Raw genomic sequence first — 15,700 nt, 5'->3', positions numbered from 1 at the left:
AGCCCACCGGAGGAACCGCGCCATGCAGGCACGCCACCTGATGACCGCCGCTGCGATGACCCTGGCCATCGCCGCCTGCAAACCGGCCCAGCAGGAGCCTGCCAAGCCGCGCCCGCCGGTGATCCTGATCGAGGCCGACGCACCGCCGCGGCCAATGAAGCCGGAGCTGCCGCCGCTTTTCGATGACATCGAGCGCCGCACCTTCCAGTTCTTCTGGGATACCACCAACGAGATCAACGGCCTGACCCCGGACCGCTATCCGTCGCGGCCGTTCGCCAGTATCGCCTCGGTCGGGTTTGCCTTGACCGCTTATCCGATCGGCATCGAGAACGGCTGGGTCAGCCGCAACCAGGCGATCGACCGCACCCTGACCACCCTGAAGTTCTTCCGCGACGTGCCGATGGGCCCGCAGCGCACCGGCAAGGCCGGCTACAAGGGCTTCTATTACCACTTCCTGGACATGCAGGAAGGGCGCCGCTACGACAGCTGGGTGGAACTGTCCTCGGTGGATACCGCGCTGTTGATGATGGGCGTGCTGTTCGCCCAGTCGTACTACGACGGCGACGATCCGCGCGAGAAGGAAATCCGGCAGATCGCCGACACCCTGTACAAGCAGGTCGACTGGCCGTGGCTGCAGCAGCGTGCGCCGCTGATCTCGATGGGCTGGTTCCCCGAGAACGGCTTCATCGACCATGACTGGATGGGCTACAACGAGGCGATGATGGTCTACATCCTCGCCCTGGGCTCGCCCAGCCACCCGGTCAGCCCGGATGCGTGGACGGTGTGGACGCGCACCTACGACAACGACTGGGGCGTCTACCAGGGCCAGGAATACCTGTCCTTCGGTCCGCTGTTCGGCCACCAGTACAGCCACGTCTGGATCGACTTCCGCGATATCCAGGATGCGTACATGCGCGAGCGTGGCAGCACCTACTTCCTCAACAGCCGTTCGGCGGCGCTGGCCCAGCGCGAGTACGCCATCGCCAATCCGATGAACTGGAAGGAATATGGCGAGAACGTCTGGGGCCTGACCGCCAGTGATGGTCCGCAGAACACCACCCAGGAATACCGGGGCGAGCAGCGCCAGTTCCGCCATTACTCATCGCGCGGCGCAGGCCTGCGCGAGAACTTCGATGACGGTACGATCGCGCCGACCGCCGCGATCTCGTCGGTCGTGTTCGCGCCCGAGGAAGTGATTCCGGCCACGCTGGAGATGCACAAGCGCTACGGCGACTACATCTACTCCAGCTATGGCTTCCTGGATTCGTTCAATCCCAGCTTCAGCTACGACATCCCGATCAAGACAGGGCGGGTGGTACCCGATCGTGGCTGGGTCGCCAGCGACTACATCGCCATCGACCAGGGCCCGATCCTGACCATGATCGCCAACTACCGCAACGACTTCGTCTGGGACGTGATGAAGAAGAACCCGTACATCCGCAAGGGTCTGGAACGGGCGGGCTTCAGTGGAGGCTGGCTGGCGCCGGAAGGCTCCTTCCAGCCGCTGGAGCTGCAGAAGGATGAGAAGGCCGCCGCAGCGCGTGCGGTCGGTATCGCCGAATCACGTGCGGCCGCCGCGCAGGAACAGAAAAACAATGCCAACCGCAACACCGGCCAGGGGAAGTAACAAGGTGCACGACTGGAAACACCGCCTGCGACGCTGGGCATTGCCTGCACTGGCCGCGCTGGTCATGGCCGGCTGTGCCCGCCAGGAGCAGGGCACCACTACCGTGCGCTTCTGGGCGATGGGCCGCGAGGCCGAAGTGGTCAGCGAGCTGATCCACGAATTCGAAGCGGAAAACCCTGGCATCAAGGTCGATGTGCAGAACATCCCCTGGACCGCCGCGCACGAAAAGCTGCTGACCGCCTTTGCCGCCGACGGCCTGCCCGATGTGTGCCAGCTGGGCAACACCTGGGTGCCCGAGTTCGCCGAACTCAACGCGCTCACGCCGCTGCAGCCGTTCGTGCAGCGCTCGACCGTGGTCGATCCGAAGGACTACTTCCAGGGCATCTGGGATACCAACGTGATCCACGACGAGCTGGTCGGGGTGCCGTGGTACGTCGATACCCGCCTGATCTATTACCGCAAGGACCTGCTGGCCAAGGCCGGCTTCGACCATCCGCCGCGCACCTGGGCCGAATGGGGCGAGCAGATGGCCGCGATCAAGCGCATGCAGGGCCCGAACCGCTATGCGGTGCTGATGCCGATCAACGAGTTCGAGCAGCAGCTGTCGCTGGCCCTGCAGCAGCCCGATCCGCTGCTGCGCGACGACGACACCCGTGGCAATTTCTCCAGCCCCGGCTTCCGCCGCACGCTGGGGTTCTACGCCAACATGTTCGAGCAGGGCTGGGCGCCGAAGATGTCCGAGACGCAGATCTCCAACGTCTGGGATGAATTCTTCCGCGGCTTCAACGTGTTCTACATTTCCGGCCCCTGGAACATCCGCGAGTTCAAGAAGCTGCAGCCGAAGGAACTGGAAGGGCAGTGGGGCACGGCCGCGCTGCCGGGTCCGGACGGTCCGGGCGCGGGCATCGCCGGTGGTACCAGCCTGGTGATCTTCCGCAAATCGCAGCAGAAGGAAGCGTCCTGGAAGCTGATCGAATTCCTGTCGCGGCCGGCAATCCAGGCGCGCTTCCACGCGATCATCGGCGACCTGCCGCCGCGTCGAAGCACCTGGAATGCGCCGTCGCTGGCCAACGATCCACTTGCCGCCGCCTTCCGAGACCAGCTGGAGCGGGTCAAGCCGACCCCGAAGGTGCTCGAATGGGAGCGCATCGTGCAGGAAATGCGCATCGTCACCGAACAGGTGGTGCGTGGCGGCCTGCCGCAGGACAAGGCCGTGGCCGAACTGGACCAGCGCGTGGACAAGGTGCTGGCCAAGCGTCGCTGGATGCATGAACAACAACGCCTGCAGCGCAGCGCACCCCCCTCGGGTTCGACCAGTGCAGTCGCGGCCGGGAGCCCGCAATGAAACGTACTTCGCTTGCCGGCTGGATCTTTGCCGGCCCCTCGCTGATCGTGCTTGGTGTGTTCTTCGGCCTGCCGGTGGCCTCGGCCCTGGCGCTGAGCGTGACCGACTTCGACCTGTATGCGCTGGCCGACAGCAGCAACCTGCGCTTCGTGGGTCTTGGCAACTACATCGACCTGCTGCAGACCCCGATGTTCTGGAAGTCGCTGTGGAACACCACCTATTTCGTGGTGATCGGCGTGCCGTTGTCGATCGGCGTATCGCTGGGCGCGGCGATGCTGCTCAATGCCCCGGCCGCGCGCTTCAAGGCGCTGTTCCGCACCGCGCTGTTCGCCCCGGTGGTGACCACGCTGGTGGCGGTGGCGGTGATCTGGCGCTACCTGTTCCACACCAGCTATGGCCTGGTGAACTACGGCCTGGGCCATCTTGGCATCAGCCCGATCGACTGGCTGGGCGATCCCAACTGGGCGATGCCGACCATCATGTTGTTCGCGGTGTGGAAGAACTTCGGCTACAACATGGTGATCTTCCTGGCCGGCCTGCAGGCGATCCCGCATGACCTCTACGAGGCCGCGCGCATCGACGGTGCCTCGCGCTGGAAGCAGTTCCTGCACATCACCCTGCCGATGCTCGGCCCGGTGCTGCTGGTGGTCGGGGTGATCACCGTATCCGGGTACTTCCAGCTGTTCGCCGAACCCTATGTGATGACCCGCGGCGACCCACTGCAGAGCACCGTCAGCGTGCTGTATTTCATGTTCGAGGAAGGCTTCAAGTGGTGGAACCTGGGACGCGCCTCGGCTGTGGCGTTCCTGCTGTTCCTGATCATCCTGGCGGTGACCACCGTGATGCTGCGCTTTGGCCGCAAGAGGCAGTTGGTATGAGTCGTGAAATCGGCCAGTCACGCTGGCACCCGTGGATGATCAATGGCGCGCTGCTGGTGCTGGCCCTGGTCAGCCTGGCACCGTTGCTGTGGATGCTGTCGGTGTCGTTCATGCCGCAGGGCGAGGCCACCCATTTCCCGCCACCGCTGCTGCCGTCCAGCATCACCACGCACAATTACACCGAGCTGTTCGCGCGCACCGGCATGGGCGGCAACTTCGCCAACAGCCTGCTGGTGTCGCTGGCGATCACCCTCGGTTCGCTGCTGCTCAACACGATGGCCGGCTACGCTTTCGCCAAGCTGCAGTTCGCCGGCCGTGAGCGGCTGTTCCAGGTGCTGATGGCGGCGCTGGTGATCCCGGCACAGGTGGCGATGCTGCCGCTGTTCCTGTTGATGAAGCAGCTGGGCCTGGTCAACAGTTTCGGCGGCGTGATCGTGCCGGCGCTGGCCAGCGTGTTCGGCATCTTCCTGGTGCGCCAGTACGCCCGCTCGATTCCCGATGAGCTGCTGGAAGCGGCACGCATCGACGGGGCAGGGGAACTGCGGATCTTCTTCCAGATCGTGCTGCCCATGCTCAAGCCGGTGCTGGTGACGCTGGCGATCTTCACCTTCATGGGCGCCTGGAACGATTTCATGTGGCCCTTGATCGTGTTGACCGACCAGGAGCACTACACTTTGCCGGTGGCCCTGGCCACCCTCTCGCGCGAACACATCATGGACGTGGAAATGATGATGGCCGGCGCAGTGGTCACCGTGGTTCCGGTGCTGGCGCTGTTCCTGGTGCTGCAGCGGTACTACATCCAAGGATTGTTGCTGGGGAGTGTGAAGGGATGATGCGTGCGATCGCCGTTGGACTGGGCCTGTTGTGGTCTTCCCTGGCGATCGCCGCACCACCGGCGCTGCCCGCGCCGAAGGTGCTGGATGATTTCGACGACATCAGCGCCTGGAAGCTGGTGTTGTCCGACCAAGTCAGCGGCTCGCTGCGGCCGGTCAGTGGCGCTGGCGGTGGCCGCGCGCTGTGCCTGGATTACGACTTCCATGAGGTCTCCGGTTACGTCGGCATCCGTCGTCCACTGAACATCGAGTACCCGGCCAACTATCGTTTCGGCTTCCAGCTGCGCGGTGATTCGCCGTCCAATGACCTGCAGTTCAAGTTGATCGACGCCAGCGGCGACAACGTGTGGTGGGTCAACCGCCCCGGCTATGCCTTCCCCAAGGCGTGGACGCCGGTGGAGTACCGCCGCCGGCAGATCGACAAGGCCTGGGGGCCATCGCCAGAGAAGGACATGGCGCGCAGCGCGTCGATGGAATTCACGATCTACAGCAAGGTCGGCGGTCGCGGTACCGTGTGCTTCGACAAGCTGACCCTGCAGGGGCTGCCCGCGCAGGATGATTCGGCGCTGCGGCCCTCGGTGATCGCCGATACCGCAACCGCGCTGCAGGACCGGATGATCGACGGCAAGTCCGATACCTTCTGGATCAGTGGCGGGGTCAAGCAGCAGACCATCAGCCTGGACCTGCACAAGAACCGCGAGATCGGCGGTGCGGTAATCGACTGGCTGCCCGACCTGGAAGCCAATCGCTACACCGTGCGTACCTCCGAGGATGGCCGTGACTGGCGTACCGTGCGCGAAGTGACCGCAGGTGCCGGAGGCCGGGACTGGCTGGCACTGCCCGACACCGATGCGCGCTACGTGCGTTTCGACCTGCAGGGCGGGCCGAACTGGCGCTACGGCATCCGTGACATCACCCTGAAGCCGCTGGCGTTCGCCGCGACTCCCAATGCCTTCCTGTCCTCGGTGGCGGCCGACCTGCCGCGTGGCGCGTTGCCGCGCGCCTACGTTGGCGAGCAGCCGTACTGGACGCTGCTTGGCCTGGACGGTGGCCAGGAACAGGCGTTGATCAGCGAGGACGGTGCGCTGGAGCCGGCCAAGGGCAGCTTCAGCATCGAGCCGTTCATCCGCCTCGACGGCAAGCTGCTTGACTGGTCGAACGTTGCCATCAGCCAGTCACTGCAGGATCGTTACCTGCCGATCGCCACGGTCGACTGGGTGCACGAGAAGGCCGGCCTTTCGGTGACAAGCTTCGTGCAGGGCACGCCCGAACGCGCGCAGCTGATCGGGCGCTACCGCTTGAGCAATCCGGACAAGGTCGCGCACGAATACACCCTGGCCCTGGCGATCCGCCCGTGGCAGGTCAATCCCCCCACCCAGTTCCTCAACACCGTGGGCGGCTTCAGCCGCATCGACAGCCTGGACGTGGGCGAGCAGCTGGTGCGCATCAATGGCGAACCGCGGCTGTATCCCCTGCAGGTACCGGATGCGCGCTTTGCCAGCAGCTTCGACGGCAAACTGGATGCGATGCACCTGGCCAGCGGCAAGCTGCCCGGCACTACTGCGGTGAAGGACCCGACCGGCATGGCGTCCGGCGCACTGTTGTACACGATCAAGCTCGAACCCGGGCAGAGCCGCGAGGTGGCGATCGTGCTGCCGCAGACCGGCAGCTGGGCGCCGCAGGCGCTGGACGTGGCCAAGGCACAGCAGCAGGTGGCGACGATGTGGCGCGACAAGCTGGGCGTGGTGACCCTGCAGGTGCCCGCCGCCGGCCAACCGCTGGTGGAAACCCTGCGCACCGCGGTGGCGCACATGCTGATCTCGCGGGTCGGCCCGCGCCTGCAGCCCGGTACGCGCTCCTATGCACGCAGCTGGATCCGCGATGGCGCGATGATCTCCGAAGGCCTGCTGCGGATGGGGCGCAGCGATGCCGTGCGTGACTACGTGACCTGGTATGCGCCCTATCAGTTTGAAAACGGCAAGGTGCCGTGCTGCGTCGATGCGCGTGGCAGCGACCCGGTGCCGGAGAACGACAGCCACGGCGAACTGATCTACAACATCGCCGAGTACGGCCGCTATACCGGCGACACGGCCTTCCTCGAGCAGATGTGGCCGCATGTGCTGGGCGCCTACAGCTACATGGAGCAACTGCGGGGCAGCGAGCGCACCGAGGAGAACCGCGCGCGCAATCCTGCCTTCTACGGGATGATGCCGGCCTCGATCAGCCACGAGGGCTATTCGGCCAAGCCGATGCATTCGTACTGGGACAACTTCTGGGCGCTGCGTGGTTACAAGGACGCCGCGCAACTGGCGGCGCAGTTGGGCAAGGTCGAAGCGATGCAGATCAGCGAGTCGCGCGATCAGTTCCGTGATGACCTGCAGGCCTCGCTGCTGGCGGCCATGCAGCAGCACCGCATTGATTACCTGCCGGGCTCGGCCGAGCTGGGTGACTTCGACGCCACCTCCACCACGATCGCGTTGGCGCCCGGCGGCGAGCAGGGGCGGTTGCCGCAGCAGGCGCTGGACGCGACCTTCCAGCGTTACTGGAACGAATTCATCGCGCGCCGCGATGGCAAGCGCGAATGGAAGGACTACACGCCGTATGAATGGCGCAACGTCGCTGCGTTCGTGCGCCTGGGATGGCGCGATCGTGCCTGGGAGGCCACCGAGTTCTTCTTCAAGGATCGCGCACCGCAGGCCTGGAACCAGTGGGCCGAGGTCGTCTCGCGCACGCCGCGCAAGCCGTTCTTCGTGGGTGACCTGCCGCACGCCTGGGTGGCCTCGGACTTCGTTCGCTCGGCGCTGGACATGTTCGCCTACAACCGCGATGCAGATGAGGCACTGGTGCTGGCCGCTGGTATCCCGGTGTCGTGGCTGCAGGGCGAGGGCATTGCCGTGCAGGGCCTGCGCACGCCGCAGGGGCAGCTCAACTATCGCCTGCAGCGCAGCGACAAGCAGCTGGTGCTGGAAGTGCAGCCCGGGCTGGTGCCGCCGGCCGGTGGCGTGGTGCTGCCATGGCCGTATGCAGGCGAGCCGGGCCAGGCCACGGTCAACGGCGAGGCGGCGGAATGGGTCAACAACGAGCTGCATGTGCACCAGTTGCCGGCACGGGTCGAGATCGATGTGCCCAGCGCGGTGCGCCGCGCCGAACGCAAGGAAAAGTAAGCATGCGAGGTCCGCTCGGAATCGGTCGCGGTTTCTGCGCGCTGGGGCTGGCGATCGCGCTGGCCCTGCCCGGGTTGGCGGCAGCCGCTGAGCCGGCCAGCGCGGCTGGCGCGGCCACAGCGGTCGGCGAACCCGGCATGAGCATGGTTACATTCAACCTGCACCACGACCGCGAGGACTGGCCCAGCCGTCGTCGCACGATCGTGGCCGAGCTCAAGCGCCTGCAGCCCGATGCCATCGCGCTGCAGGAGGTGATCCAGAAGCGCAGCGTGCGCAACCAGGCGCAGTGGCTGGCCAGCCAGCTCGGCTACCGGTACGTATTCGTTTCCACCGATCCGGTGGGTGCACCCAAGCGTTATGGCAATGCGCTGCTGACCCGGCGCCCGATCCTGGCGCATGGCGAGCACCTGCTGCTGCCGCTGGATGACTACCGCACCGTGGCCCATCTGCGCATCGACGTGGAGGGCAGGCCGGTCAATGTCTATGCCACCCATCTCAACGAACGCAGTGACGACGCCGGCCAGCGCATCCGCCGCAGCCAGGTCGAGGATCTGCTGCGTTTCATCGCCGGCAGTTCTGCGGGGGCACCGGTGGTGATTGCCGGCGACTTCAACGCCCTGGTCGATGCCGGCGATCTGAGCGAACTGCGCAGCCACTACGGCGACAGCTACGGCAGCGTGCACGTCAACACCGACTTGGCAGGTGTGAGCACGCTCAACCGCCATTACTACCAGGCGCCGTCGCGGATCGACCACATCTTCTTCCAGCAGGACGAGATGGTCGCGCGCGAAGCGAAGATCCTGTTCGACCAGCCTGATGACGGCGGCCGCTGGGCCTCCGATCACTACGGGGTGTGGACCCGGCTGCAGTTCGCGCCGAAGCCCTGATAACGGCATCGCGTGGCGACGCGGCAGGCGTTCGCTACGGCATCTGATACGTCACAAACAGAAACGGCGGGGATCATCGATCCCCGCCGTTTCGTTGTTGCCGATCAAGGATCGATCAGGCGACCGGTGGCGTGCGCTTGCCGGCGTCTTCGTCTTCTTCCGACGCCTGCGCGTCAGCGGCCTGTGCGGCAGCGTCGGCATGGCCATCGGCGATCGGGTCGACCTGCGCCGGCACGATCGCATCGGCGACCGGCGCAGCGGCGTCCACCGGTGCGGCTTCGACAGCCACTGGGGCTGCCGGCTGCTCGGCGACCGGGGTGACTTCAACCTCGGCCTTCGGTTCGACTGCCGGTGCAGCTTCAACCACCGGCGCAACATCGGCCACCACCGGCTTCGGCTCGGCCACCGGTGCGGCTTCGACCACCGCGGTCGGTTCAGCGACCGGAGCGGCTTCGATCGCAGCAGCGGTCTCGACCACCGGCGGCTTCGCCTCGATCACCGGAGCCGCTTCAGGTGCCGGCTGCACTGGCGTCGCTGCATCGATGGCATCCAGCATGCTGGTCTGCACCGGCGACGGGGCCGGTTCGACCTTGGCGACTGCTTCCACCGGAGCCGGAGTCTGCACTGCGGCGGCCACTGGAGCGGCTGCCTCGACCACGGCACTACTTATGGCAGCAACCGGAGCAACCGCGGCAGCCACTGCAACCGGTGCACGTGCCGGCTTGCCGGCATCAGCGGCGGCCGGTTCGACTTCGTCATCGAAATCGAATTCCGGCTGCGAACGCGACGGCTGCACGGCGGCTGCCGGCGCGCCGACCGAAGCCGGGGCGGTCCGCTCGACCGAATCGCCGTCGTTGTCCTCGCCTTCGGCATCATCGCCGTCGTCCAGGTCATCACCCAGTACGTCACTACCTGCAGCGTTCTCGGCGCCACCACGACGACGACGACGACCACCGCGACGGCCACGGCGGCGGCGGGTTGCGCCTTCGCCGGTCTGATCGCCTGCGGCATCGGTCGCAGCATCCTCGGCAGCCCCGGTCGCAACCACGACCTCGGCATCGGTCGTTGCGGCGGTGTCCACGGCCGCGACAGTGTCGACCACGTTTTCAGTGGCGACGGCCGGTGCCAGTGCCTTTTCTTCCTGCACCGCAACCGTGGCCGCAACCGCAGTCGTGGTAGCCACGGCAGCAGCAGCGGTCACGACATCGGTCGGGGCTTCGGCAGCGGCACGCTGCGGCTTCTCGGCCGGCTTGTCACCGTCCTGCGGGCGCGGCTGCCTCGGCTGCTTCAGCTTCGGCTGCTGCTGCCCCTGGCCCTGTTCGTTGCGCGGCTTGTTCTGCTGCTGCGGCTGCTGGGCATCCTTCGGCTTGCCCTGCTGCTGCGGCTGCTGCTGGCCATTGCCACTGCCATTGGCCTGGCTGCTGCCGTTGCCGCCGTTGCGGCCATCCTTGCGCTGCTCACCACGGTCCTTGCGGTTGCCGCCGTCCTTCTGCTGCTGCGCATTGCCATTGCCGCCGTTGCCACGGCTGTCCTCGCGACGGTCCTTGCGGTCCTTGTTGCGATCCTTGTTGCGGTCACGGCGACCGCCATCCTGCTGCGGCTGGCGTGCGGCCGGTGCCGGCGCAGGAGCGGGAGCGGGCTCGCCGCCAAAGATGCGCTTGAGCCAGCCGACGACGCCGCCACTGGCGGCGGCTGCCGGGGCCGCTGCGGCCACCGGTGCCGGTGCCGGGGCGGCGACCGGTTCCACTTCCTCGCGCACCGGGGCGGGCGAGTTGTGCTTGACCTGGGTCACCATCGGCGGCGGGATGTTCAGCTGGCCCTTGGTCAGCGCGTGCACCGGCAGCTTGCGCGGGGTACCACGCTGGTAGCTCGGCTTGCCGCTTTCCTCGCCCAGCTCGTTGTCGCGCAGGCGGGTGACGGTGTAATGCGGGGTGTGCAGCTGTTCGTCGGCAACGATCACGATCGGCGCCTCGTGGCGCTTCTCGATTTCGCCCAGCGCGCCGCGCTTTTCATTCAGCAGGTAGTTGGCGATCTCCACCGGGGCCTGTACCAGCACCTGCCCGGTGTTCTCCTTCATCGCATGCTCTTCGGCGACGCGGATGATCGACAGCGACAGCGACTCGACGCTGCGCATGCGGCCATGGCCGTCGCAACGCGGGCAGACGATCTGGCTGGATTCGCCCAGGCTCGGGCGCAGGCGCTGGCGGCTCATTTCCAGCAGGCCGAAGCGCGAGATGCGGCCGACCTGCACGCGTGCACGGTCGTATTTCAGCGCGTTGGCCAGGCGGTTCTCGACCTCGCGCTGGTGCTTGTTGGAGGCCATGTCGATGAAGTCGATCACCACCAGGCCACCGAGGTCACGCAGGCGCAGCTGGCGGGCCACTTCCTCGGCTGCTTCCAGGTTGGTCTGGAACGCGGTGTCCTCGATGTCGCTGCCCTTGGTGGCGCGCGAGGAGTTGACGTCGACGGCAGTCAGCGCCTCGGTCTGGTCGACCACGATCGAGCCACCCGACGGCAGGCGCACGTTGCGCTCGTAGGCGCCTTCGATCTGCGATTCGATCTGGAAGCGGTTGAACAGCGGGATGTCGTCCTTGTAATGCTTGAGCTTGCGCAGGGTCTGCGGCATCACCTGCTGCATGAACTCCTTGGCGTGCTCGTACATTTCCTCGGTGTCCACCAGGATCTCGCCGATGTCGGCGCGCAGGTAGTCACGCAGGGCGCGCACGATCAGGCGCGATTCCTGGTAGATCAGGAACGGGGCCGGCTTGCTCAGGGCTGCTTCGGCGATGGCGCGCCAGACGTTCAGCAGGTAATCCAGATCCCACTGCAGCTCTTCCGCATCGCGGCCGACGCCGGCGGTACGGATGATGACGCCCATCTCGTCGGGGATGTTCAGCTTGTCCAGGGCGTCCTTCAGGGCCGCCCGGTCTTCACCCTCGATGCGACGGGAAACACCGCCGGCACTGGGGGAGTTGGGCATCAGCACCATGTAACGGCCGGCCAGGGAGATGAACGTGGTCAGGGCGGCGCCCTTGTTGCCACGTTCTTCCTTGTCCACCTGGACGACGATTTCCTGGCCTTCCCTCAGCAGCTCGCGGATGCCGGCCTTGTTGTGGTCGACACCGGCCTGGAAGTAATCGCGGGAGATTTCCTTCAGCGGCAGGAAGCCATGGCGGCCACCACCGTATTCAACGAAGGCCGCTTCCAGCGAGGGCTCGATGCGGAAGATCCGGCCCTTGTAGATGTTGGACTTCTTCTGTTCCTTGGACGGCTGCTCGATGTCGATGTCATACAACGACTGGCCATCCACGATGGCAACACGCAGCTCTTCAGCCTGCGTGGCGTTGATCAGCATTCGCTTCATTGTTGCGTTCCTCGCAAGCGGCTACCGCGCGGAACGCCATGGAGTTTCGCCTCTGGACACGGCTCGCCGCCCATTCGCGCAAGCGCGGGGAGGGCGGCTTGGGTTTCCAGCGCTACGACACCACGGCAGGCCGCGGGAGCGCTTCAATTTTCTGGTTTTGGGTGTTGCAGGGCCGGAGGCAGCTGTCAGCCAGGCTGGAGCGCCGCACGGGACATGTTCAGCGCGACTGCGTGTCAGGCAATCGGCGATGGCCGGGAACGCCGGTGAGCCGCTAACATGGCCGCCCCGCGGGCGGTGGTCGCGCACTGTGCCGGATTCGTCGGAAGCGGGGCTTCTGGCCCTGAGTAACTTCCAACGAAATCAATCCCTTATCTCGCCCCCCGAGTGTAACAGAATAAACAGGCTGATGACTGCACAAGACCCCACCAAGCCGGCCGGCGACAAGCCTTCCGTGCGCATGATCACCGTTCCGGCCGACCGCGCCGGCCAGCGCCTGGACAATTTCCTGCTCGGCCAGCTCAAGGGTGCCCCGCGCAGCCTGGTCTACAAGCTGGTCCGCAGCGGCCAGGTGCGCGTCAATGGCGGCCGCGCCAAGGCCGAGCGCAAGCTGGAGGCCGGCGACGAAGTGCGGATACCGCCGGTTCGTCTCAGCGAAGAGGGAGACAAGGCGGGGCCGCCCGAGGCGTTCATGCGTCGGCTGGAGCAGGCCATCGTCTTCGAAGATGCCCGGCTGCTGGCGCTGAACAAGCCGACGGGCGTCGCCAGCCATGGTGGCAGCGGCATCAGCTTCGGCGCCATCGAGACCCTGCGCGCTCTGCGCCCCGGGCAGACCCTCGAATTGGTCCACCGGCTGGACCGTGACACGTCGGGCCTGTTGATCGTGGCCAAGAAGCGTTCGGCACTGAGCGAGCTGCAGGCACTGCTGCGTGAAGACCACGGCGCCGGCATCCGCAAGCGCTACCTGACCCTGTTGGCCGGGCGCATGCCGGACGGGGTGATGACGGTCGACGCGCCGCTGCATGTGGGCCTGCGCCAGGGCGGCGAGCGCCATGTGCAGGTCAATGCGATCGGCAAGGAATCGATCAGCCATTTCCGGGTGCTGGAGCGCAAGGGCGGCCATTCCTATTGCGAGGTGCGCATCGAAACCGGCCGCACCCACCAGATCCGCGTGCACGCCCAGCATCTCGGGCATCCGGTTGCCGGTGACGACAAGTACGGCGATCCTGCGGTCAACAAGCGGCTTCGTGAGCAGATCGGACTGAAGCGCCTGTTCCTGCATGCGGCGTCGCTGGAGTTCGCGCTGGACGACGGCAAGAGCCCGTATGTGCTGAACGCGCCGCTGGCCGATGAGCTGGTCGAGGCGCTGGATCGACTTCGCTAAGGGCGGTTCGGCGGCGCCGGGCGTTTGGCTGGAGCCGTCGTTTCCCTGCGATAAGTGGGCTTGTCACTTTCTTTGCTCGTGCAAAGAAAGTAACCAAAGAAACACGCCGCCATCCGCGAGCCAGCGCTGCGCGCCGGTGCCCTGTGCTCCTCGGTCCGCCGAGGGGCGGCGCGGAACTCGCTGCGCTCAAACACCGTGCCTCTTCGCCCTCGCCGGACCTGCGGTGCTCGGCTCGCTACAAGGCGGACCCGACAGCCGCAGCGTAGACCCCAGGCTGCACGCAGCCTTTGTAGAGTCGAGCAACGCTCGACTCACGCGCGCAGCGCGGGCTTCGCTTTTAATCCTTTCATCGCGCGGCTGGCACGCACGGAAAAATGAGGGGCACGGGCGGGGTCAGTTCGCGGGGGTGTCCGCGGCATGGATGCCGCGGCCAAGCCTCCAGGGACGGATTAACGGCGTCCCCCGCGAACTGACCCCGCCCGGGACCATTCAGAAAGGTTCGGGTGCCAGCCGCGAGGGGGCTCAGCCCGTTGGCCGGAAATCCCTCACCACTTGAACAGCACCAGGCTGATCGCCAGCGTACCCATGCCGGCCACCAGGCCATACACGGTTTCGTGGCCCTTGGCGTAGCGCTTGGCCGCCGGCAGCAGCTCGTCCAGCGCCAGGAACACCATCACACCGGCAATCAGGCCGAACACCCAGCCGAACGTGGCGTGGGACAGCGAGCCGGAAAGCAGTACATAGCCGATTGCCGCGCCCACAGGCTCGGCCAGGCCTGACAGCAGGCTGGCGGCGAACGCATAGAACTTGTTCTGCGTGGCGAAGTACACCGGCACCGCAATGGCGATGCCCTCGGGAATGTTGTGGATGGCGATGGCGAAGGCCAGCGGCATGCCCACCGACGGGCTCTCCAGCGTCGCGAAGAACGTCGCCAGCCCCTCCGGGAAGTTGTGCGCGGTGATCGCCACCGACGTCAGCAGGGCGACCCGCTTCAGGTATTCGCGGCTGTTCTCGCGGAAGGCCGGGTCCTGCTTGTCCAGGCTGTCATGCGGGTTGGGAATGAAGTGGTCGATCAGCACGATCACCACCACGCCCAGCAGGAAGGCGAGGGTGCCGTAGGTGAAGCCGGTGCGTTCACCATAGGCCAGCGCGAACGAGGCGATGGATTTGTTGAGGATCTCCGACAGCGAGACGTACACCATCGCGCCGCCGGCAAAGGCCAGGCCGAAGGCCAGCAGGCGTGGATTGGGGCGACGCGAGAACAGCACCAGCAGGCTGCCGATGGCGGTGGCAAGGCCCGCAGCGAGGGTGACCGCCAGGGCGATCCAGATGTTTTCGGGGGGAATCTGCAGCATGTACCGACGCGTTCCTTGTCATCAAGCAATCGCCCCGGCACGGGCCGGTGCGGCAAAGGCGAGGCGGGCGTCGGCTGGCCTCGTCACCGGCAGGCGATCAGCCGCCGCGGCGCAGGCTTTCTTCGATGGCGAAGCACTGGTCCGGCTTGGGTTGCGGCGGGTTGAAGCTGACCGGCACCTGGATCGTAGCCGGTACGGCCTCGCCATTGCGGGTGGCTGCCTTGAACTGCCAGCCCTGCACGGCGGTCTTTGCCAGATCGTCCAGCTGCGGGTTGCCCGCGCCGGTCAGCAGGGTGACCTCGCTGGGTTTGCCGTCGGTGCCGATCACCACCTTGAAGGTGCTGGTGCCGCCCACGCCGGTGCAGGCCAGTTCCAGCGGGTATTGCGGCGGCGGGGTTTTCACCGCAGCCACTTCGGTGGGTGCCGCAGCCGGTGCTGCCGGCGGTTCGGAGGTGCCGCAGCCGGCCAGGCCGGTCACGGCAAGCAGGGACAGGCTCAGCAATCGCACGTTCATTTCAGTTGCTCCGTCAGGGCCGAAGTCTTCGCTGCGCAGATGAAGTCGTTCTCGCTCAGGCCGCCCACGTCGTGGGTGGAGTAGCGGACGACGGCACGGTCGTAGTGGACGCCGAGGTCCGGGTGATGGTCCTCGCCGTGGGCGATCCAGGCCAGCGCGTTCACGAAGGCCATGGTGGCGTAGTAATCCTTGAAGCGGAACGTGCGCACCAGCGCCTGGCCGGCCTCGGCCAGCTCCCAGCCGGGAACCTGCGGCAGCAGTTCGGCCAGGCGGGCCTCGCCCAGCTTGTGGTCGCTGCCCTTGCGCGGCACGCAACGGGCCTGTGCCAGCGGAATCAGGTCGGCCATGGGTT

The 15,700-nt window shown here is 66.2% G+C and carries 11 protein-coding genes; 7 read left to right on the top strand and 4 right to left on the bottom strand.

Features of this window, described 5'->3' with window-relative positions; translation table 11 throughout:
- Positions 1-22 precede the first annotated feature (22 nt).
- The 6 genes from AC07UW_RS14160 (at position 23) to AC07UW_RS14135 (ending at position 8,734) form a co-directional block, all read left to right on the top strand.
- Positions 23-1,627, top strand: coding sequence for a glucoamylase family protein (locus tag AC07UW_RS14160; protein WP_025876509.1), 1,605 nt, complete (start codon positions 23-25; stop codon positions 1,625-1,627).
- A 64-nt stretch (positions 1,628-1,691) separates the two neighbouring features.
- Positions 1,692-2,972 (top strand): sugar ABC transporter substrate-binding protein, encoded by a 1,281-nt coding sequence (locus AC07UW_RS14155; protein ID WP_495212303.1) that lies wholly within the window; start codon positions 1,692-1,694, stop codon positions 2,970-2,972.
- Complete coding sequence (locus tag AC07UW_RS14150) at positions 2,969-3,850, top strand: carbohydrate ABC transporter permease (protein ID WP_025876513.1); 882 nt, start codon at positions 2,969-2,971, stop codon at positions 3,848-3,850. The genes AC07UW_RS14155 and AC07UW_RS14150 overlap by 4 nt, the downstream gene beginning before the upstream one ends.
- A complete protein-coding gene (locus AC07UW_RS14145; RefSeq protein ID WP_025876515.1) occupies positions 3,847-4,683 on the top strand; it encodes a carbohydrate ABC transporter permease in 837 nt (278 codons plus the stop codon). Before AC07UW_RS14150 ends, AC07UW_RS14145 begins: the two co-directional genes overlap by 4 nt.
- On the top strand, positions 4,680-7,847 hold the full coding sequence (locus AC07UW_RS14140; protein ID WP_495212270.1) for a discoidin domain-containing protein: 3,168 nt from the start codon (positions 4,680-4,682) through the stop codon (positions 7,845-7,847). Before AC07UW_RS14145 ends, AC07UW_RS14140 begins: the two co-directional genes overlap by 4 nt.
- 2 nt (positions 7,848-7,849) lie before the next feature.
- Entirely contained in the window at positions 7,850-8,734 is an 885-nt protein-coding gene (locus AC07UW_RS14135) for an endonuclease/exonuclease/phosphatase family protein (protein ID WP_495212269.1), read from the top strand.
- Positions 8,735-8,849: 115 nt separating this feature from the next.
- Here the strand turns inward: AC07UW_RS14135 and AC07UW_RS14130 are convergent, their stop codons facing one another.
- Positions 8,850-12,098, bottom strand: a complete 3,249-nt coding sequence (locus AC07UW_RS14130) for an Rne/Rng family ribonuclease (RefSeq protein ID WP_495212268.1) — start codon at positions 12,096-12,098, stop codon at positions 8,850-8,852.
- Positions 12,099-12,504: 406 nt separating this feature from the next.
- Between AC07UW_RS14130 and AC07UW_RS14125 the strand changes: the two genes are divergently transcribed.
- On the top strand, positions 12,505-13,479 hold the full coding sequence (locus AC07UW_RS14125) for an RluA family pseudouridine synthase (protein ID WP_025876523.1): 975 nt from the start codon (positions 12,505-12,507) through the stop codon (positions 13,477-13,479).
- Positions 13,480-14,024: 545 nt separating this feature from the next.
- Here the strand turns inward: AC07UW_RS14125 and zupT are convergent.
- The 3 genes from zupT to AC07UW_RS14110 form a co-directional block, all read right to left on the bottom strand.
- On the bottom strand, positions 14,025-14,834 hold the full coding sequence (gene zupT / locus AC07UW_RS14120) for a zinc transporter ZupT (RefSeq protein ID WP_025876721.1): 810 nt from the start codon (positions 14,832-14,834) through the stop codon (positions 14,025-14,027).
- Between the two features lie 97 nt (positions 14,835-14,931).
- The gene (locus AC07UW_RS14115) at positions 14,932-15,348 is read right to left on the bottom strand and encodes an energy transducer TonB (protein ID WP_025876723.1); all 417 of its coding nucleotides are present in this window, start codon (positions 15,346-15,348) and stop codon (positions 14,932-14,934) included.
- Positions 15,345-15,695 (bottom strand): 4a-hydroxytetrahydrobiopterin dehydratase, encoded by a 351-nt coding sequence (locus AC07UW_RS14110; RefSeq protein ID WP_025876725.1) that lies wholly within the window; start codon positions 15,693-15,695, stop codon positions 15,345-15,347. The genes AC07UW_RS14115 and AC07UW_RS14110 overlap by 4 nt, the downstream gene beginning before the upstream one ends.
- Positions 15,696-15,700 lie beyond the last annotated feature (5 nt).

The sequence above is a fragment of the Stenotrophomonas sp. GW821-FHT02D01 genome, from assembly GCF_059421765.1.
This window is presented reverse-complemented; position numbering and strand designations above follow the sequence as displayed.